Below are 17928 nucleotides of genomic sequence, written 5' to 3'. Positions count from 1 at the left end.
GTGATGCAGCATCGGACACAAGTCAGGGGATCGCCCGTCACGGGTGAACGTGGCGGGCGGGAAGATCAGGACAGCGCGGATTGCCCGATGCGCTGGCTGCTGCGGCGCAGGCGCCAGCCCATCAGGATGGCAGCGGCGGTCAAGCCGACGATCAGGCCGATCCACATGCCCTGCGGGCCCATGCCCAGCCCCAGGCCGAGCCCGGCGCCGAGCGGCATGCCCAGGCCCCAGTACGCGAACATGGCGATGAACATCGGCACGCGGGTGTCCTTCAGGCCGCGCAGCGCGCCGGCCGACAGCACCTGGATGCCGTCCGGGAACTGGAAGGTGGCCGCGTACAGCAGCAGGGTCGAGGCCAGGCCGGCCACTGCCAGGTCGTTGGTGTACACACCGACGATGGCATCGTGGCCGAACAGCAGCACCGCCGCCGACAACGTCTGCGTGCCCATGATGATCGCGTAACCGGCCCAGGCCGCACGCCGCACGCCGAAGCCGTCACCACGGCCGACCGCATGGCCGACGCGCACGGTGGTGGCCTCGGCCACGCCCATCGGGATCATGAAGCACAGCTGCGCGACGTTGATCGCGATCTGGTGCGCAGCGGCTTCGTTGGCACCAAGGCGGCCGATCAGCAGCGCGGTGACGATGAACAGGCCGCCCTCCATCAGCACGGTGATGCCGATCGGCAGGCCGGTGCGCAGCAAGTCCCAGATCGCCTTCCAGCGCGGCCCTTCGAAATGCGAGAACAGCTGCAGATGGGCGAAGCGCCTGGTGAACCACAGGTAGGTGGCGAAGGCGATCGCCTGCAGCCACATCATCACCGCCGAGGCGATGCCCAGGCCTTCGGCGCCCATTTCCGGGAAGCCGAGCTTGCCGTTGGCCAGCACATAGCCCATCGGTGCCAGCACCAGCAGGCCACCGAAGCCGAGCAGCATGGTCGGCAGCGTCCAGTGCATGCCTTCACTGAGATAGCGCATGCAGAAGTACAGGGTCAGCGCAGGTCCGCCCCAGCGCACCGCATGCAGGAACGCGGTCGCCCCCGGCACGATGTCCGGCGCGATGCCGAACGACGGCAGCAGCGGCGGCACCACGGTGAGGAAGGTGAACATGATCAGGCCCAGCCCCAAGGCCAGCCACAGTGCCTGGCGGAACAGCGGGCCGATCTCGCGCTCGCGGCCGGCGCCATGCAGCTGCGACACCGAGGCGGTGAGCGAGATCAGGGTGCCGATCGGAATCAGCATCGGCAGCCACAGCAGCGCCGTACCGATGGTGACGGCGGCCAGTGTGGCCGTGGCGTGGTGGCCGGCAATCACGTTGTCGACGAAGGAGATCAGACCGGTGGACACATGGCCCAGCACAAGCGGCAGGGCGAGCAGACCGGTGGCGCCGACTTCCTTGCTGAAGCGCGGCGTGGAGGTTGCAGTAGACATAAGGTGCTTGACGCGAACTGCGGTTGCGCGCGAAGGGCACAGGCACCGGGTTGCGGGCGCCCATCTTACGCGGGCGGCGCGTGCATTCCCATGACATGGCGTGAATGCTGGGTTTCAGCCGCCCCACACAAAAAGGGGACGGAGGGGATTAAGTCGTTTCAGGCCCGCTAGTGCCGGATGCGACTTAATCCCCTCCGTCCCCTTTTTTACTGGCCGGCCTGGCGCTTGAGCCAGCTGTCGCGCTCGGCGGCGGGCACGGCGAGGAAGGCGCTGCGCACTGCGTCGCGTTCCTGCGGTGGCGTGCGCTGCGCGACCAGAGTCAGCTGGGCCAGCTGCGCCGGGCTGAGCTGGCGCAGTACGGCCAGCGCGGTCTCGCGCTGTTCCGGCGGCACGAAGCCGAACAAGCCATGCAGCTTGGGGAATTCCAGGCCCAGTTGCGGGCCCAGCCGCCACCCGTCGCGGAACGCCTGGTCCTGGTCGCGGAACTGTTGGCGCAGGCGCTGCTGCTGGTCCGCAGGCAGCGCATTGAATCGCGCAGCCGCCTGGCGGATGCGCTCGCGCTCTCCTTCCGGCAGCGCGCGCCAGGCGGCGTAGTCGGCGCGGCGCTGGCGCTGCTGCTGCGCATCGAGCTGGGCGAAGCCAGAGGGTGCTGCCGTCGACGGTGCTGGCGAAGCCAGCGGCGTGGCCGGCGACGTCGGTGGCGGCAACGGCACGTTCAACGATTGCGGCGCGGCAGACAGCGACAAAGGCAGGGCCAGCAGCAGGCTGGCGAACACGGACTTATTCATCGGCAGCAGCGGTTTCCAGCGTGGCACTGGCCGGCTCGGGCCGGCTCGGCCTGGATTGCGATTCATCCACCGGCAGCGGGCCGCCCGCGGCAGTCCACGCGTACAGGTCGGCATCGGCGACCAGCGGGTAGTCACGATCGGCCAGCATCGCTGCGTCGTCCGTGGCCTGGGCCGTGGTCGCATCCGGCGTGGCGTCGACCTTGCTGGGTGGCAGGGCTTCCACCGTCACCGGACCGGCTTCGCCCACCACTCCCTCCGGCAGCGGTGCATCACCGCCGAAGGAATGCCCCTGCCAGTGGCGCCAGCCCAGCGCTGCGGCCAACAGTATCGCCACGGTCGCCAGCAGGATCAGCGGACCGCGCCAACGTGGCTTGGCGTTCGTGCGACGGCGCTTGCCATTGGCGGCCGCCCGCTCATCGCGCTGCGGTGCGCGCCAGCTCGGGGTCGGGGCTTCATTGTGGGCGGTCGCGGCGGCGGGTTGCTGCAGCTGCTGCAGGCGCGCGGCCGGCAACTCACGGATACGCGCCTGCACCTGTTCGGCCAACTGGCGCCAGGCCGAGGCATCCGGCTGGCCGTGGGCATCACGCGGGCAGGCGTCGGCCAGCAGGTGCTGGTAGCCGGCCTCGTCCTGGTCGAGCACGCGCATGGCGATGCCCTCGTCCAGGCTGCCCCCCACCCGCAGCAGCAGCGCAAGGCGCGGCAGCGGCGGCATCGCGCCCAGCACGGCCAACGGCGGCAGCCACTGCCCGCCCACCGGCTCGCGCAGCGCCTGGCGCTGGCCCAGAAGGGTCCAGAAGCGGGTCGGCCACTGCGCCATCGGCAGGTCGCTGGCCACTGCGGCAAAGGCGCGCATCACCGCCACCAGGGTCTGCTCGGCGCGCGCGGCATCGCCGCACTGCAGTTCAGCGACCACCAGGGCACGGCGCTCGACGCCACGCAGGAACGCCGACAGCGCGCCGGCCGCGGTCGAGGAAACAGGGGCGGGCACAGCCGTCATCGGTCACTCCAAAGGTCTTCCGGCATGATAGCGGCAGGCCATCGACGCCCGTAGGACTTGCGCCCACAGGCACTTCGTGCTGCAGGTTGTGCACAGCACCACGCCCCCTCCGGCGAAAACTGTGGCTTCGGGCTGAATTCACTCTGTTTCAGCATTGTTTCACACTTAAGATATTGATTTTATTGTCCTTTTTTGTGTGGCGATTTTTTGACCAACCCAAGCGTGAGGCCGTCGCCATCGGCCTTCTACGTTTCCGATGGCCGTTAACGCACAACGTTATCCACAGAACATGTGGATAAGACTGAATCTCCAATGGACACCGATATTTAGGTGACATTTATGATTCAACGGGCGCCGCCCCGCCGCTCCCGCTGCTGCCGTTCGCGCGCGCATGGCCCGTTACACTGGCCCGATGCTTTCACCGATTCCGACCCTGCAGGTCGCCCTGCCTGTCCCCCTGCCCCGCCTGTTCGACTACCTGTCGCCGGAGGGCGATGCCCCGGCGGTCGCGGTCGGCTGCCGCCTGAAGGTGCCGTTCGGCAACCGGGAGCTGGTCGGTGTGGTGGTGGGGCACGGCCAGACCGACGACGGCCAGGGACTGCGCCAGGCCCTGGCCTGGTGCGACCCGCAGCCGCTGCTGCAGGGGGAGCTGTGGCAGAGCCTGCAATGGCTGGCGCGCTACACCCATGCGCCACTGGGCGAGGTGCTGAGCACCGCCCTGCCCGGCCCGCTGCGCCATGGCGAGGTCCTGCCCGACACACACCACTGGGGTTGGCAGCTGACCACCGAAGGCCACGCCCAGCGTGAAAAGCTGCGCGCAGGCAGCCGTCCACGGCAACTGGCCGAGCTGCTGGCCGAAGCCATCGTGGATGAGGACGTGCTGGGCGAACGCATGCAGGACTGGCGCACCGCCGCGCGCAGCCTGGCCAAGCGCGGGCTGGCCGAGCGGGTTGCGCTGAGCGTGGCCCCCCAACACGCGCAGCCACTGCCCGGTCCCACGCTCAACCCGGACCAGGCCGAGGCGGTGGCCGCGATCAATGCCGCCGACGGCTTCCAGCCGTTCCTGCTGGATGGTGTGACCGGCAGCGGCAAGACCGAGGTCTACCTGCAGGCGATCATCCATTGCCTGGCGCAGGGCAGGCAGGCGCTGGTGCTGGTGCCGGAAATCGGCCTGACCCCGCAGACCCTGGCACGCTTCCGTGGCCGCCTCGGCATCGCCGTGCATGCGCTGCACTCGGGGTTGAACGACAACGAGCGCGCGCGCGTCTGGGCAGCGGCCTCACGCGGCGAAGCGCGCGTCATCGTCGGCACCCGCTCAGCGGTGTTCACGCCGCTGCCCCAGGCCGGCCTGCTGATCGTCGACGAGGAACACGACGGCAGCTACAAGCAGCAGGACGGCATCCGTTACCACGCGCGCGATTTCGCCCTGGTCCGGGCCAAGTCGCTGGGCGTTCCGGTGTTGCTGGGCAGTGCCACGCCCTCGCTGGAAACCCTGCACAACGCCTACGCCGGGCGTTACACCCACCTGCGCCTGAAACAGCGCGCCGGCGATGCGCGGCCACCGCGCGTGCGCATCCTCGATGTACGCAAGCGCCCGCTGCATGACGGCCTCTCGGCCGATGTGCTGGCCGGCATCGGGGAGCATCTGCAGCGTGGCCAGCAGGTGCTGGTGTTCAAGAACCGCCGCGGCTACGCACCGGTGCTGCTGTGCCACGACTGCGGCTGGACCGCGCCATGCCAGCGCTGCGATGCGCCGATGACCGTGCATGGTGGCGGTCGTCGCCTGCAGTGCCACCACTGCGGCGCGCGGCAACCGGCGCCGCTGGCATGTCCGGCCTGCGGCAGCCTGGCGCTGCAACCGCAGGGCATCGGTACCGAACGCCTGGAAGAACATCTCACTGCGGCCTTCGCCGACTTCCCGGTGGTGCGCATCGACCGCAGCACCACCTCACGGCGCGACGCGCTGGAACAGCAGCTGGCGAAACTGGGCGACCAGCCCGGCATCCTGGTCGGCACGCAGATCCTGGCCAAGGGCCACGACCTGCCCAAGCTGACCCTGGTGGTGGTGGTGGGTATCGATGAGGGCCTGTTCTCAGCCGACTTCCGCGCCAGCGAAAAACTGGCGCAGCAGCTGATCCAGGTGGCCGGTCGCGCGGGACGTGCGCGCGACCCGGGCGAGGTCTGGCTGCAGACCCATCACCCCGGGCACCCGCTGCTGGAAACCCTGGTGAGCGGTGGCTACCATCCGTTCGCGCAAGCCGAGTTGAACCAGCGCCAGGCGGCCGGATTCCCGCCCTTCGCGCATCTGGCGCTGATGCGCGCCGAAGCGCAGCAGGTGGAACATGCCAATGCATTCCTGCTGGCGGCCCGGCACCTGCTGGGCGAACAGAACGTGGTCGAGGCCTACGGGCCGATGCCGGCGCCGATGCCGCGGCGGGCCGGTTACCAGCGCACGCAGCTGCTGCTGTCTGCCCTGCAGCGGCCGCCGCTGCATGGCGTGCTTTCGCAACTGGTTCCGCAGCTGTACGCGCTGCCGGAAGCACGCAAGGTGCGCTGGTCGCTGGATGTGGATCCAACGGATCTTTATTGAGGGGTCAGAGCCCACCCGTCGGGTGGGATCCGACCCCGATGCCCTGGGGTCGGATCCCTTTTCGCAGAAAAGGGCTCTGACCCCGGACGCCTTCGCTCACGTCAGCGGCGACATCACGCCGCGCTGGTAGGCCGGTCGCTCACGCAGGCGCGCATACCACTCGGCCAGGTGCGGCATGTCCGGGCGCTGGATCGGCAGTTCATACCAGGCGTACACCAGCGAGCCGAGCGGAATGTCGCCCATCGCGAACGTCCCGCCCGACAGCCATGGCTGCGTGGCCAGGGTGGCATCGGCCATCGCCAGGTAGTCACCGGCACGGACGATGGCCGCGCTGATGCGCGCTTCGTCACGGTCGGCCGGCGCGGTGCGCATGATGCCCCAGACCAGGTCGCTGTACAGCGGCGCCATCCGCGAGGTGCTCCAGTCCATCCACTTTTCGGCCTGCGCGCGCTCCATCGGGTCCTCGGCGTACAGCGTGCCCAGCGCATAGCGCGCGCTCAGGTAACGCACGATGGTGTTCGATTCCCACAGCGGCAAGCCGTGGTCCTCGATCACCGGCACCAGGCCGTTGGGATTCATCGCCTGGTACTCCGGCGTCTGCGTGCCGCCATGGCTGCCGCCGACTTCGATGGATTCGTACGGCAGGCCGATCTCCTCGGCACACCACAGCACCTTGCGGACGTTGCTGGAATTGCGGCGGCCCCAGATCTTCAACATGCGGGTTTTCCTTGCTGGCAATGCGAGCGGCAACGATACGCCTGATTGGAGTGGAGATGTGCGTGCCGGATGCGGGATCGGGCATCTACAGCATGCCGGCCAGCGGCCGGCACTACCGGTTCTTTTTCCGGCACTACCGGTTCTTTTTTGGCAGCGCGCGCACGTAGGACGACTTGCCGTCCTTCTTCAGCTCGAACAGGCCGATCGCCGCCAGCAGATCGCTGAGTTTGCCGTAGCCATAGTTGCGCGGATCGAACGAGGCCTGGTTGCCGATCTGGCTGCCGACCGGCCCCAGGTGCGACCAGCCATCCTCGCCCTCGGCCGAGGACACCGCGCGGCGCAGCATCTTCACCAGCCGGGTGTCGCTGCGCATCTCCGCCCCGCTCTTGCGCGGGCGTGCATCATCATTGGCGACGGGCTCGTTCGATGCCTGTTCGCTCGATGCCTGCTCGGCATCCGGCACGCTGGCGTGGGTCTGGCCTAGCGCTTCCAGGTAGGTGAACTTCGAGCACGCGTTGACGAACGGTTCCGGCGTCTTCTTTTCGCCGAAGCCATACACCTTCACGCCGTCGGTCAGCAGGCGCATCACCATCGGGGTGAAATCGGCATCGCTCGACACGATGGCGAAGCCATCAAGGTTGCGCGCGTACAGCAGGTCCATGGCATCGATCACCATCGCCATGTCCGACGCATTCTTGCCCTTGCTGTAGGCGAACTGCTGGATCGGGCGGATCGCGTATTCGTGCAGCACCGCTTCCCAGCCCTTCAACCGCGGGCTCTTCCAGTTGCCGTAGGCACGGCGCACGTTGGCCACGCCATAGCGGGCGACTTCGGCCAGGACCTCGTCGATCTTCGAGGCCGGCGCATTGTCGGCGTCGATCAACAGGGCGATGCGCTTTTCCGGTTCGCTCATGGATTCCTCGCGGGCGGTTGCCTGAACCCGAGTATCGCCGATCCACGCGGGCGCTGACGTGACAGGTGGCCGCCGTGCGAAGATGCCAGGCGCTTCCCCCAATGCCCCCACTGGAGTGAGTCGATGAGTCGCGAGCGCGTTCCCCACCTGGTCGTTGTCGGCGGCGGTTTTGCCGGTCTCTGGGCCACCCGTGCCCTGGCTCGCGAGCGCATACGCATCACCCTGGTCGACCGCCGCAACCATCACCTGTTCCAGCCGCTGCTGTACCAGGTGGCCACCGCCGGCCTGTCCGCGCCGGATATCGCCGCACCGCTGCGCCACATCCTCGGCCACCAGCGCAACGTGGAAGTCCGCCTCGGCGAAGTGGTCGCCATCGACAAGCAGGCACGGCAGATCGGCATGGCCGATGGCAGCACGCTGGACTACGACAGCCTGCTGCTGGCCACCGGCGCTACCCACGCCTACTTCGGCAACGACCAGTGGGCCGATGATGCCCCTGGCCTGAAAACGCTGGACGATGCCATTGCACTGCGCCGCAAGCTGCTGCTGGCGTTCGAACGCGCCGAGGCCGAACCGGACCCGGCGAAGAAGGCGGCGTGGCTGAGTTTCGCCATCGTCGGTGGTGGTCCCACCGGCGTCGAACTGGCCGGCACGCTGGCCGAGATCGCGCGCCACACGCTGCGCAACGAATTCCGCCACATCGATCCGGCCAGCGCCAAGGTGCGGCTGGTCGAGGCTGGGCCGCGCGTGCTGTCCTCGTTCCCGGAAGTGCTTTCGCTGAAGGCGCGCCGCCAGCTGGAAAAGCTGGGCGTGGAAGTGCTGACCGGTACCCCGGTGAGCGACATCGACAGCCAGGGCTTCAAGCTCGGTGAGCAGTTCGTGCCGGCCCGCACCGTGGTCTGGGCCGCCGGCGTGGCCGCTTCACCACTGGCGCGCACGCTGGACGTGCCGTTGGACCGCGCCGGCCGCGTGCAGGTGCAGCCGGACCTGACCCTGCCCGATCACCCGGAGCTGTTCGTGGCCGGCGACCTGGCCGCACTGAGCCAGGCCGACGGCAAGCCGGTTCCCGGCGTGGCGCCCGCGGCCAAGCAGATGGGCAAGTACGTGGCCGAGGTGGTCCGTGCACGCCTGCACGGCAAGCCCGAGCCCGGTCCGTTCAAGTACGCCGACTACGGCAACCTGGCCACCATTGGCCGCATGGCCGCGATCGTGCACCTGGGCCGGCTGCAGCTCTCCGGCGTGCTGGCCTGGTGGTTCTGGCTGGCCGCGCACGTGTTCTTCCTGATCGGCTTCCGCAACCGCATCGTGGTGCTGCTGAACTGGGCGGTCGCGTACTGGAGCTACCAGCGCAGCGCGCGCATCATCTTCGGTGATGACCAGGACGACCGGCGGCCGAAGCGCTAGGGCTTCCCGGGGCCTTTCCTGGGGTCAGAGCCCTTTCCGCCGGAAAGGGGCCCGACGCCGGCTACCGCATCCACGCATGACGTGGATTACTTCCGGCAGAAGTCCTCCTTCCTCGCGGTGTCGGCAATCTGCGCGGTACTCCAATGCCGGGTGATCCAGATCGCCAACGCGGTGCTGCTGAGATGCCAGCGCAGCATGCCGCGCCGAGGTTGCCGCCACAGGTGGCGCCGGGCAATCCAGAAGGCCTCCCGCTCCACTTCAGGCACCTTGTTCTTCATCCCGTCCTTGTCGAAGAACTGGGCGGTGAAGCGCCAGGGGTTCATCGGCTGGTATCCCGCCCGTGGCTCACCACTGCACGCAGCCACGCCACTGGGCGCGCGGTCGGCCGGCTTCGGCCGACCGTCCACCAATGCCAGCCCGAGCAGATACAGCAGGCCAGGCAGCAGCGCGATGCCGGCGACCAGCACGACGACGGAGATCCATGCGTTGCCGGCGGCACGCATCGCTCAGTGCGCCTTCGGTTTCGGGTACCACAGTGCGTTGACGATGACCCAGCGCTGGTCGAAACGCCCCATGTGGAAGTAGTCGACGAACCACGGGGTTTCCAGCCGCACCGAGGCCGCGTTGCCGGTCACGTCCAGCACCGTGCAGCGGCGATCCCATTGATCCTTCGGGGTCTTCAGCGCGCCCTGTTTCGTCAGCGAGACCAGCTCCTCCTTCGACATCCGGCGCAGGCCCAGGCGCTCGTCTGGCGTGTCACCGAGCACAGCGCGCTTGGCCAAGTCCGGGTGCAGCGAACGGGCGACGCGCTGCGGATCGGCCTCCAGCTGGCCATCGACGTAGTCGTGGCAGGTGGCTTCGATGGCCGCGATCGTGGCGGGGTCGGCGGCAGGGCTCGTTGCTGCGGAAAGCGCGAACAGCAGGGCAATCGTGGACATCCGGGTCTCCGGCTCTGGGCGCGGGCGGATCATCGCATGGGCCGAATGGCCCATCCACGCATGACGTGGATCTACTGTAGAGCCGAGCCCATGCTCGGCTCCCGCATCGGGCAGACGGAACAACAGCCGAGCGTGGGCTCGGCTCTACAGAAGCGCAGGATCCGTTGCCTGCAGCCAGGCCAGCTTGCGTTCGCGGGGCTGCTGCTTGAGTTGCCACTCGGCCCGCGAGGCGGCGGCCCGGTCCGGGTATTCGCGCACGGCCAGCACGCGCAGCGGCGGCCGGGCCCGGGTGTAGCGCGCGCCCTTGCCGGCCTGGTGGGCGGCGAAACGCGCCTCCACATCGGTGCTGATGCCGGCGTAATAGCTGCCATCGCGGCATTCGAGCAGGTACAGGAACCACGGGCGGACGGACGGGGCCATGCCTGGATTATGCCGTGCTGCACTGCAGCGGATATACTGGCGACCGAATGCAGGAGAGAGGCGCCGCGCTGGCGCCCGCCGAAGGCGCAGGCTCCCATGATCGCTCAGGCCGGTGGGCTGGAATCCCGCCAACCATGCATTCGACTCGCCGAGCTGGAGAGAGGTCACCGGGCATGCCCGGGACGATCCGCCGAAGGGGCACGCGGCCCATGCCGCTGAACTCTCAGGCAAAAGGACAGCGGGAGCGGCACCGGTCATCGTCATCCCGTCATTGCGCAGGCAGTGGCGGTGGTCGCGCATGGCCGGCCCCACCGCGCCCGGAGCCTGTCCCATGCTGCTGTCCATCATCTACCTGATCGCCATTTCCGCCGAAGCCATGACCGGCGCACTGTCCGCCGGCCGCCGCCGCATGGACCTGTTCGGCGTGGTCATGATCGCCTGCGTCACCGCCCTCGGGGGTGGTTCACTGCGCGACATCCTGCTCGGCCACTACCCGCTGGGCTGGGTGAAGCACCCCGAGTACCTGGGCTTCACCGTGTGCGCGGCGCTGATCGCCACCTGGGTGGCGCGCTGGATGCACCACTTCCGCCGCACCTTCCTGGTGCTCGACGGGCTGGGCCTGATCGCCTTCACCCTGATCGGCTGCTCGATCGCGCGCGAGGCCGGCCATGCGATGCCGATCGTGCTGATCGCCGGCATGCTGACCGGCGCGTTCGGCGGGGTGCTGCGCGACATCCTCTGCAACGAGGTGCCACTCATCTTCCAGAAGGAGCTGTACGCGATCATCGCGCTGCTGACCGGCGCGGCCTATCTGTTGCTGCTGCACTGGGGCGTGGCCGATGCCACCGCAATCCTGTGCTGCCTTGGCGGCGGCTTCGCGTTGCGCCTGCTGGCGATCCACTACCGCTGGGAAATGCCGAAGTTCGTCTACCACGACGAAGTGCATTGAGCCTCTTCGTAAAGTCGAGCCATGCTCGACTGCTCTTTGCAGGAAACCAACGCGCTTCGCGCGCAGGTCGGGCATGGCTCGACGCTACAGGAAGCGGTATCACCACCCCGGCGATGTACCTGGCGCTGTCGCTCATGCGCAGCGCCAGGCGCATCGCCGGTGCAGATGGGCCGGCCTCCAACTCCGACCGGCCCTGATCGCGGCCGCACCCCCGCAGGCGCTGGCCGCCATCCACACACGTGCCGCACTCAGGCGGCTTCGATCAGGCTGCTTCGGACACCTTCACGTCGCGACGGGCGCGCACGGCCGCAGCCAGACGCTCCAGCACCGTCACGGTGGTGTCCCAGTCGATGCAGCCATCGGTGATGCTCTGCCCGTAAACCAGCGGCTGGCCTTCCACCAGTTCCTGGCGGCCACCGACCAGATGGCTCTCGATCATCACGCCAACGATGCGCTGTTCGCCGTCTTCCAGCTGAACAGCAATGTCCTCGATCACCTTCGGCTGGTTCTCGGGGTTTTTCAGGCTGTTGGCGTGGCTGGCGTCGATCATCAGGCGCGTCGGCAGCTTGGCCTTGGCCAGCACCTGGCAGGCGTCGGCGACGCTGCCGGCGTCGTAGTTCGGCTGCTTGCCGCCACGCAGGATCACATGGCAATCCGGATTGCCGGTGGTCGACACGATGGCGGTGCCGCCCTGCTTGGTGACCGACAGGAAGTGATGCGGATTGGACGCCGCACCCACCGCGTCAGCGGCGATCTTCACGTTGCCATCGGTGCCGTTCTTGAAGCCGACCGGGCACGACAGCCCCGAGGCCAGCTCACGATGCACCTGGCTTTCGGTGGTACGCGCGCCGATCGCGCCCCACGCCACCAGGTCGGCGATGTACTGCGGCGAGATCACATCGAGGAATTCGACACCGGCCGGCAGGCCGAGCTTGTTGATGTCGCGCAGCAGGCCGCGGGCAATGCGCAGGCCCTTGTCGATCCGGAAGCTGCCGTCCAGGTCCGGGTCGTTGATCAGGCCCTTCCAGCCCACCGTGGTGCGCGGCTTCTCGAAGTACACACGCATGACGATTTCCAGTTCGCCGGCCAGCGCGTCGCGCAGCGGCTTCAGGCGCTGGGCGTATTCGATGGCGGCCTTCGGGTCGTGGATCGAGCACGGGCCCACCACCACTGCCAGGCGGTCGTCACGGCCGTGCAGAATCTGGTGCAGGGCCGCGCGCGAGGCGCTGACGGTGTCGGAGGCTTCATCGTCACAGGGCAGCATCGCCAGCAGCTGGGCAGGCGGTGTCAGCGGTTCGATGGTGCGGATGCGCAGGTCGTCGGTGTGCGGGGGCATTGCAGGAGATCTCCGGAACGTTGGGGTCCCCAGCGTGGCGGCATGAAAAAAGCCGCCAGGTTCGCTGGCGGCTTTCGGGAATGCGTCTGAAGCTTTCTTCAGGGTGAGCGCAGTCCTTCCTCCGCCAGTGGCTTCGGAAAGTAATACCAGTAAAAGCGGGTGGCGGCTGCGTTCATGGGGTGTATTGATAGCACAGCTTTTGCGCAGTGCAAAATGTTTCATCCGCAACCGCGGGTGCGGTTCAGCGAGGCGCGCGCCGGCGCTGCCCACGCGGCAGCAGCCACGCAAAGCCGCTCATTTGCCATGCACTTCCACGTCCAGCAACAGGCCTTCGTGGATGTCGGCCCAGCGCTCCAGCACGCGGTCCAGCTCCTGCCTGGCCTCGTCCAGCTGCTCGGGATTGAGCAGGGAACGGGCGGTGTAGAGGTCGGAGACCAACCGCCGCAGGGCCGCCTCCGGGATGGCCACCGACGGCCCTTCCCGCCCCGGCAACTGCAATGCCGGGCTGTCGCCAAGCGGGCCGAACAGCGTGACCTGGAGCGTGCTCTGCATGATCAACTTCCCTGCGGATGGACATGGGCAATGTCCTGTTTACCGCGTCCGGGTGACAGGCGCATGTGCCATGCGCGTCCGGAGACGCTGCTACAAGGCGGCCAGGTCGGCAAGGTGCTGCCCCATCCCATCGTCTGCGCCGACGGCGTTGATGGTGGCGAAGTACTGATGCCAACCGGTGGCGGCAATGCCGGCCACCAGCGCGTCGGCGTCCGCGCGGCTTGCACAGCGCCAGACCGCATAGAACTGCTCATCGCTGCCGTGCTGTACGCCCGTGGCAATGCGGCCCATCGCCAGCAGTGTGATGCGGACTGGATCGAACTGCTGCATGCCTGCACCGATACGGGCGAAGAAGGCATTCCGCTGCGCGGGCTGGAGCGTGGTCCAGGCGGGGGTGGCGGTATAGAGCTCGATGAAGGTGTGCGACATGCTGCTTCTTCCTTGAAGGTTTGGGGGGTTGCCGGCCAGCGGCCGGCACTACCGGAGCGAGCGCATGGCGCGTTTGCGGATGTAGGCATTGGCATCACCAGGGTGCTGCTGTTGCCAGCGCGCGCACAGCGCACGCAGCCACTGCGGCTGTGTCTTGCCGGCATCATTGAGCCAGTTGCCGACCGAGTCCTGCACATAGCGCTCCGGGTCGTCGGCGAGTGCTTCCAGCATCGCCTCTGCAAGTTCCGGCTGCCGCTTGAACAGCGCGACATGTGTGGCCCACACGCCGCGCGGGCGCAGCGCTTCGCAGGCGAAGCGGCGCAGGTACGGCGATCCTTCCTGCGTCCATGGTTGCAGGTACTCCAGCGCCTGCAGTGGTGCGGCAACAATGTCGGCACGCAGCGCCAGCCACGCCCATTCGCGCACGCCGAAGTGCGGGTCGTCAGCCAGTGGCCGCATCGCCTGCAGCTTGGCCGGCAGCGTCGCGTCGGCTTCGCCGCCGATCAGGTAGCAGGCCCAGCCACGCACCGTGTCTGACGCATGCGCCTGCCAGCGCGCAGGCTCCCCCTGTCCGGCTTCGTGCAGCAACCGCGCCGCCAGCGCCATGCGCTGGGTGATGCCCTTGCCTGAGGCGTCGCGCATGCATTGCAGCGATTCCGGCTCAAGGGCAGGCGCCACCACCTGCAGCAGCGCGGTGAAATCCACGGCCAGGCATTCGGCCAGATGGGTGGCAGCAGCGCTGCCACTGTTGAGTGCATGCAGCCTTTGCGCAGGAACGGGCGTGCTCATGCTGCCGATTCCCGCCCACCGTCCGTGTGCTGCCAGACCTTGTGCAGCAGCTGCGACAGCTGCTGCTGTTCACCCGCATCCAGGCCGTCGAACAGGCCGCTGATCCATTGCGTGTGCTGCTCGAACAACGACTCGGCCAAGCGCTTTCCCGGTGCGGTCAATACGATCTGCAGACGGCGGCCATCCCCGTCATCGCTGCGACGCTGCAGCAGGCCTTCACGCTGCAGGCCATCGAGCAGGCCGCTGATGGTGGCACGGGTCACGCCGGCACGCGCGGCCAGCAGGTGCGGCGGCAGCGTGCCACCGGCCCCGTGCAGCAGGAACAGCACGATGAAGCGGCCCTCGCTGAGCCCATGCGGTGCCAGCCGCGCGGCGCAGTCGCGATCGATCGACGAGGACAACGAGAGCAGCTGGAAGCACAGGCGCAGTTGCGCGATGTTGGCGTGGCCGCGTCGCTGCGATTCCTCCAGCAGGGCCTGATGCTTGGCTTCGATCATCTCACGAACACGATATGGTTAGGCGACTAATCATATCACCAGATAGCCGCCATCTGTAAACCACAGCCGATATCAGGGGAGCTTTCCCAGCAGCAGGCGCGCGATCAGCCCGCCGCCCTCGCGGTGCAGCAGCTGCAGTTCGCCTGCGTGACGCCTGGCCACGTTGGCGGCCATGGCCAGTCCCAGCCCGGTCCCACCGGTAGCGCGACTGCGCGAGCTTTCGCTGCGCTGGAACGGTTGCAGCAGGCGGACACGATCAGCTTCGGCGATACCCGGCCCGCGATCCATCACATCCAGCTGCACCCCATGTCCCCACACGGCGACATGCAGCTCCACGGCGCCCGCGTAACGCTCGGCGTTGTCGATGAGATTGTCGACCGCGCGCCGGAGCAGCAGCGCATCGCCATGCCACGGCAGCGTATCCGGGCACTGAAGCGAAATGTCGACCCCGCGCAGCAGCGCCCCTTGCAGGCATTCCTGCAGCAGGGCAGCCAGATCCAGCGAGCGCATCTGCAAGGGCTGCAGCTCGCCGCGTGCATAGTCCAGCACCTGCTCGATCATCGCGTCCATGCGTTCGATGTCCGCCACCATCCGGGCGGCCTGTGGTGCGGGAGCGAACTCGGCGCGCAGGCGCAGGCCGGTCAGGGGCGTGCGCAGGTCATGCGCCACTGCCGCCAGCATATGGGTCATGTCCTGTGCCTGGACCCGCAGGCGTTCGCGACCGGTGCTGATCGCGGCGGCCAGCATCTGCACTTCGCGTGGGCCATCGTCGGGCAATGGCGACTCGGCCTGCAGGTCGACGCGTGCGCTCGCTTCGGCCAGGCGCCGCAGCGGGCGCCCCAACCGGATCGACGCCCACGCCGCCAACGGCGCCAGCAGGATCGCACCGCCCAACAGGGCGAGCATCACCTGGCGGCGCCAGGCCGCCAGGTCACTATGGTCGCTGCCGACCACCCGCCAGCGGCCGTCGGCCTGGCGCATCCCCAGTTCAAACGGCGGCCACTGCATCGCGGTCAGCAGCGCGGCCTGTGATTTCAGCACGCCAGCACGACCGGAGGCGTCCAGTACCGCGCCACCCTCGATGACCTGCACATCGGGCGCCCTGCCCTGCCCCGTCCATGCCAGGCGTACATCCTCGGCCGGCATGCCCATCTGCGCGGCCGCCAGCTGCGCGAGCCAGTCGCTGGCGCTACCTTGGGGAGGCGCGTCCTGCGTCGCCCTGCGCAATCCCAGTGACGCCGGCGCCTGTTCCCCACGCAGTACCTGCATCGCATGGTCCAGCCGCATCGGTGGCGGCGCGGGCCGGGGCATCCAACCCACCACTGCAACGCTGACCAGGGTTGCCAGCAGCAGGCTGGCCAGCGCCAGCATCGCGATCCAGCGTGTGGTCGACCACCGGCTGCTCACAGCACCTGTACCTCAGCGTCGAAGCGATACCCTTCCCCGCGCAGTGTCTGCACGAGGGCTTCTGCCCCGGACGCGGCCTGCCCGAGCTTGCGGCGCAGGCGGCTGATCGCGAGGTCGATGGCACGGTCCACGCTGTCACTGGCTTCTCCGCGACTCAACTGCAGCAGCTGCTCACGCCCCAGCACCCGCCCGGGACGTTCGGCCAGCGCCAGCAACAGGGAAAACTCACCACGACTCAGCACCAGCTCGGCACCGTCCGGTGCGAACAGGCGACGCTGGTCGGGCAGCAATCGCCAGCCATCAAACCGCAGCTCGCTGGCCACCTGCGTGCGCAGCTTGTCCTGACGGCGCAGCAGTGCGCGTACCCGCGCCAGCAGTTCACGCGGATCAAAGGGTTTGGCCAGGTAGTCGTCCGCGCCCATCTCCAGGCCGATCACGCGGTCCGGTGCAGCCCCCATCGCCGACAGCATCAGGATCGGGATCGCCCTCGCCTGCAGCCTGCGGCAGACCGACAGCCCATCCTCACCGGGCATCATCCAGTCGAGGATGATCAGGTCCGGTCGTTCGGCCTGCAGCAGCACGTCCAGTGCCGCCGCATCCGCCGCCAGGCGTACCTGGTAGCCGTGCAGCAGCAGGTGGTCGGCGATGGCGTCGCGGATGCTGGCATCGTCGTCGACGACGATGACACGGATGGGAGTACTCATTCGGACAGTATCCAGCACCTGTGTATCAGGACGGTATCAACGCCGATATTCCGGCGATACGCCGCCGTGCGCCAATGGTCACCCACGATCACTGCGGAGTCTTCCCTTGCGCCTCTTCCTGTTGCCCCTGTTCGCCGCTCCCTTGCCTGCGCTCGCCTCCAACGCCGCCGCGCACATCCTGCCGATGTGGATGCAGGGCGGTCATCCGGCGGTGGCCGTCTCGCTGGACGGGCGCGCCGAACCGCTGCGCTTCGTGGTCGACAGTGCCGCCGGGGCAACGCTGGTCGACGCCCGCGTCGTGCGGCGCTATGGCCTGGAGGATGCGGATGCAGAGGTATCACAGGCGCAAGGGGCGAGTGCAGCTTCGGCGCGGTTGCAGCGCATGCGCAGCACGTCCTGGCAGCTGGGCAGCTGGCAGCTGCAGGCCCAAGCCATGAACGTGGATCTGTCATCGTTGCCGAAGGATGATGATCCAGCCATCGACGGCTTGATCGGCAACGATCTGACCGGGCGCTGGGACACCCGTTGGGACTTCGGCCGCAATCAACTGGCGCTGTGGACACCCGGCGGATTGAACCTGGAAGGACCGGGTTGCCAGCCCAATGCGCTGCCCGGCCGCACTGGCGGCCTGCGCCAGTTCGGCTTCATCACGCTTGCACTGGGCGCGCCCGCGGTGGACGCCATCGCCGTGGTCGACACCGGTGCCGCACAGACCGTCCTCAACGCCGAAGCCGCCCGCGCACTGGGGCTGCGCACCGACGGCAGCGACGCGCGGGTGCGGGTGCGTGAAAAGGGCACCGAAGGCCTGGGCGGCGGCAAGCAGGCAACCTGGCTGTACACCCTGCCCGGCATGACCGGCGGCGGCTGGCAGCACCCGTCGATGGAGGTCCGCATCAGCGAACTGCCGGTGTTCAAGGCGATCGGCCTGGAGGGCCGGCCGGCGCTGATCCTCGGTGCCGATGCAATGCGCGGCGGCCAGGTGGACATCGGTGCCGGCGCAGCACGGATCTGCCTGCGCCGGCCGCAGGCCGGCTGACAACTGGCGATGACGCCAGCGGCAGCCCGGCG

General features: G+C 68.2%; 19 protein-coding genes and 2 riboswitches. Of the genes, 4 read left to right on the top strand and 15 right to left on the bottom strand.

Going from position 1 to position 17928, the window contains the following annotated elements; genetic code table 11:
• Positions 1-65: 65 nt before the first annotated feature.
• The 3 genes from AC5P98_RS07785 to AC5P98_RS07775 form a co-directional block, all read right to left on the bottom strand.
• Positions 66-1430: an MATE family efflux transporter gene (locus tag AC5P98_RS07785; RefSeq protein WP_046432753.1), complete on the bottom strand. Its 1365-nt coding sequence runs from the start codon at positions 1428-1430 to the stop codon at positions 66-68.
• Positions 1431-1636: 206 nt separating this feature from the next.
• Complete coding sequence (locus AC5P98_RS07780) at positions 1637-2218, bottom strand: DUF3106 domain-containing protein (protein WP_049408659.1); 582 nt, start codon at positions 2216-2218, stop codon at positions 1637-1639.
• Positions 2211-3215 (bottom strand): hypothetical protein, encoded by a 1005-nt coding sequence (locus AC5P98_RS07775; protein WP_049408661.1) that lies wholly within the window; start codon positions 3213-3215, stop codon positions 2211-2213. Before AC5P98_RS07775 ends, AC5P98_RS07780 begins: the two co-directional genes overlap by 8 nt.
• A 412-nt stretch (positions 3216-3627) precedes the next feature.
• Between AC5P98_RS07775 and AC5P98_RS07770 the strand changes: the two genes are divergently transcribed.
• On the top strand, positions 3628-5805 hold the full coding sequence (locus AC5P98_RS07770) for a primosomal protein N' (RefSeq protein ID WP_049408662.1): 2178 nt from the start codon (positions 3628-3630) through the stop codon (positions 5803-5805).
• A 96-nt stretch (positions 5806-5901) separates the two neighbouring features.
• On the opposite strand, the gene AC5P98_RS07765 is transcribed toward AC5P98_RS07770, so the two are convergent.
• Positions 5902-6522 carry a glutathione S-transferase family protein gene (locus tag AC5P98_RS07765; protein WP_049408663.1) on the bottom strand — a complete coding sequence of 207 codons (621 nt, stop codon included), beginning with the start codon at positions 6520-6522 and terminating at the stop codon, positions 5902-5904.
• A 133-nt stretch (positions 6523-6655) separates the two neighbouring features.
• Positions 6656-7435: an NYN domain-containing protein gene (locus AC5P98_RS07760; RefSeq protein WP_014648580.1), complete on the bottom strand. Its 780-nt coding sequence runs from the start codon at positions 7433-7435 to the stop codon at positions 6656-6658.
• A gap of 123 nt (positions 7436-7558) precedes the next feature.
• On the opposite strand from AC5P98_RS07760, the gene AC5P98_RS07755 reads away from it, so the two are divergent.
• Positions 7559-8839: an NAD(P)/FAD-dependent oxidoreductase gene (locus AC5P98_RS07755; protein ID WP_049408665.1), complete on the top strand. Its 1281-nt coding sequence runs from the start codon at positions 7559-7561 to the stop codon at positions 8837-8839.
• Positions 8840-8925: 86 nt separating this feature from the next.
• Here the strand turns inward: AC5P98_RS07755 and AC5P98_RS07750 are convergent, their stop codons facing one another.
• The 3 genes from AC5P98_RS07750 to AC5P98_RS07740 all read right to left on the bottom strand — a co-directional run bounded on the left by AC5P98_RS07750 (position 8926) and on the right by AC5P98_RS07740 (position 10197).
• A complete protein-coding gene (locus AC5P98_RS07750; protein ID WP_049408667.1) occupies positions 8926-9342 on the bottom strand; it encodes a hypothetical protein in 417 nt (138 codons plus the stop codon).
• Between the two features lie 3 nt (positions 9343-9345).
• Positions 9346-9777 carry a nuclear transport factor 2 family protein gene (locus AC5P98_RS07745; RefSeq protein ID WP_049408669.1) on the bottom strand — a complete coding sequence of 144 codons (432 nt, stop codon included), beginning with the start codon at positions 9775-9777 and terminating at the stop codon, positions 9346-9348.
• Between the two features lie 144 nt (positions 9778-9921).
• Positions 9922-10197 carry a GIY-YIG nuclease family protein gene (locus AC5P98_RS07740; protein ID WP_032958252.1) on the bottom strand — a complete coding sequence of 92 codons (276 nt, stop codon included), beginning with the start codon at positions 10195-10197 and terminating at the stop codon, positions 9922-9924.
• Between the two features lie 40 nt (positions 10198-10237).
• Positions 10238-10327: riboswitch (glycine riboswitch) on the top strand.
• Positions 10328-10340: 13 nt separating this feature from the next.
• Positions 10341-10446, top strand: a riboswitch (glycine riboswitch).
• A gap of 82 nt (positions 10447-10528) precedes the next feature.
• Here AC5P98_RS07740 and AC5P98_RS07735 point away from each other — a divergent pair.
• Positions 10529-11146, top strand: coding sequence for a trimeric intracellular cation channel family protein (locus AC5P98_RS07735; protein WP_005411215.1), 618 nt, complete (start codon positions 10529-10531; stop codon positions 11144-11146).
• Positions 11147-11408: 262 nt separating this feature from the next.
• Here the strand turns inward: AC5P98_RS07735 and AC5P98_RS07730 are convergent, their stop codons facing one another.
• The 7 genes from AC5P98_RS07730 to AC5P98_RS07700 form a co-directional block, all read right to left on the bottom strand.
• Positions 11409-12482, bottom strand: coding sequence for a 3-deoxy-7-phosphoheptulonate synthase (locus tag AC5P98_RS07730; RefSeq protein ID WP_014038657.1), 1074 nt, complete (start codon positions 12480-12482; stop codon positions 11409-11411).
• A gap of 294 nt (positions 12483-12776) precedes the next feature.
• Positions 12777-13034, bottom strand: coding sequence for a hypothetical protein (locus tag AC5P98_RS07725; protein WP_014038658.1), 258 nt, complete (start codon positions 13032-13034; stop codon positions 12777-12779).
• Positions 13035-13124: 90 nt separating this feature from the next.
• Positions 13125-13463 (bottom strand): DUF6616 family protein, encoded by a 339-nt coding sequence (locus AC5P98_RS07720; protein ID WP_049408671.1) that lies wholly within the window; start codon positions 13461-13463, stop codon positions 13125-13127.
• A 48-nt stretch (positions 13464-13511) separates the two neighbouring features.
• Complete coding sequence (locus AC5P98_RS07715; protein ID WP_049408673.1) at positions 13512-14252, bottom strand: DNA alkylation repair protein; 741 nt, start codon at positions 14250-14252, stop codon at positions 13512-13514.
• Positions 14249-14749 (bottom strand): MarR family winged helix-turn-helix transcriptional regulator, encoded by a 501-nt coding sequence (locus AC5P98_RS07710; RefSeq protein WP_049408675.1) that lies wholly within the window; start codon positions 14747-14749, stop codon positions 14249-14251. Before AC5P98_RS07710 ends, AC5P98_RS07715 begins: the two co-directional genes overlap by 4 nt.
• 72 nt (positions 14750-14821) lie before the next feature.
• Positions 14822-16120 (bottom strand): sensor histidine kinase, encoded by a 1299-nt coding sequence (locus AC5P98_RS07705; protein ID WP_032958242.1) that lies wholly within the window; start codon positions 16118-16120, stop codon positions 14822-14824.
• A 32-nt stretch (positions 16121-16152) separates the two neighbouring features.
• The gene (locus tag AC5P98_RS07700) at positions 16153-16860 is read right to left on the bottom strand and encodes a response regulator transcription factor (protein WP_014648590.1); all 708 of its coding nucleotides are present in this window, start codon (positions 16858-16860) and stop codon (positions 16153-16155) included.
• Between the two features lie 106 nt (positions 16861-16966).
• Between AC5P98_RS07700 and AC5P98_RS07695 the strand changes: the two genes are divergently transcribed.
• On the top strand, positions 16967-17896 hold the full coding sequence (locus AC5P98_RS07695; RefSeq protein WP_046432775.1) for a retropepsin-like aspartic protease: 930 nt from the start codon (positions 16967-16969) through the stop codon (positions 17894-17896).
• The last annotated feature ends 32 nt before the right edge of the window (positions 17897-17928 follow it).

The organism is Stenotrophomonas sp. YJH_SMC_135, from assembly GCF_059372355.1.
Note: the sequence above shows the minus strand (reverse complement) of the source record. Positions and strands in the feature narration are given on the sequence as shown.

Excerpts from the sequence above, each read along its gene's own strand:
- AC5P98_RS07785 (WP_046432753.1), bottom strand. The coding sequence starts at position 1,430 with ATGTCTACTGCAACCTCCACGCCGCGCTTCAGCAAGGAAGTCGGCGCC.
- AC5P98_RS07780 (WP_049408659.1), bottom strand. The coding sequence starts at position 2,218 with ATGAATAAGTCCGTGTTCGCCAGCCTGCTGCTGGCCCTGCCTTTGTCG.
- AC5P98_RS07775 (WP_049408661.1), bottom strand. The coding sequence starts at position 3,215 with ATGACGGCTGTGCCCGCCCCTGTTTCCTCGACCGCGGCCGGCGCGCTG.
- AC5P98_RS07770 (WP_049408662.1), top strand. The coding sequence starts at position 3,628 with ATGCTTTCACCGATTCCGACCCTGCAGGTCGCCCTGCCTGTCCCCCTG.
- AC5P98_RS07765 (WP_049408663.1), bottom strand. The coding sequence starts at position 6,522 with ATGTTGAAGATCTGGGGCCGCCGCAATTCCAGCAACGTCCGCAAGGTG.
- AC5P98_RS07760 (WP_014648580.1), bottom strand. The coding sequence starts at position 7,435 with ATGAGCGAACCGGAAAAGCGCATCGCCCTGTTGATCGACGCCGACAAT.
- AC5P98_RS07755 (WP_049408665.1), top strand. The coding sequence starts at position 7,559 with ATGAGTCGCGAGCGCGTTCCCCACCTGGTCGTTGTCGGCGGCGGTTTT.
- AC5P98_RS07750 (WP_049408667.1), bottom strand. The coding sequence starts at position 9,342 with ATGCGTGCCGCCGGCAACGCATGGATCTCCGTCGTCGTGCTGGTCGCC.
- AC5P98_RS07745 (WP_049408669.1), bottom strand. The coding sequence starts at position 9,777 with ATGTCCACGATTGCCCTGCTGTTCGCGCTTTCCGCAGCAACGAGCCCT.
- AC5P98_RS07740 (WP_032958252.1), bottom strand. The coding sequence starts at position 10,197 with ATGGCCCCGTCCGTCCGCCCGTGGTTCCTGTACCTGCTCGAATGCCGC.
- AC5P98_RS07735 (WP_005411215.1), top strand. The coding sequence starts at position 10,529 with ATGCTGCTGTCCATCATCTACCTGATCGCCATTTCCGCCGAAGCCATG.
- AC5P98_RS07730 (WP_014038657.1), bottom strand. The coding sequence starts at position 12,482 with ATGCCCCCGCACACCGACGACCTGCGCATCCGCACCATCGAACCGCTG.
- AC5P98_RS07725 (WP_014038658.1), bottom strand. The coding sequence starts at position 13,034 with ATGCAGAGCACGCTCCAGGTCACGCTGTTCGGCCCGCTTGGCGACAGC.
- AC5P98_RS07720 (WP_049408671.1), bottom strand. The coding sequence starts at position 13,463 with ATGTCGCACACCTTCATCGAGCTCTATACCGCCACCCCCGCCTGGACC.
- AC5P98_RS07715 (WP_049408673.1), bottom strand. The coding sequence starts at position 14,252 with ATGAGCACGCCCGTTCCTGCGCAAAGGCTGCATGCACTCAACAGTGGC.
- AC5P98_RS07710 (WP_049408675.1), bottom strand. The coding sequence starts at position 14,749 with ATGATCGAAGCCAAGCATCAGGCCCTGCTGGAGGAATCGCAGCGACGC.
- AC5P98_RS07705 (WP_032958242.1), bottom strand. The coding sequence starts at position 16,120 with ATGCTGGCGCTGGCCAGCCTGCTGCTGGCAACCCTGGTCAGCGTTGCA.
- AC5P98_RS07700 (WP_014648590.1), bottom strand. The coding sequence starts at position 16,860 with ATGAGTACTCCCATCCGTGTCATCGTCGTCGACGACGATGCCAGCATC.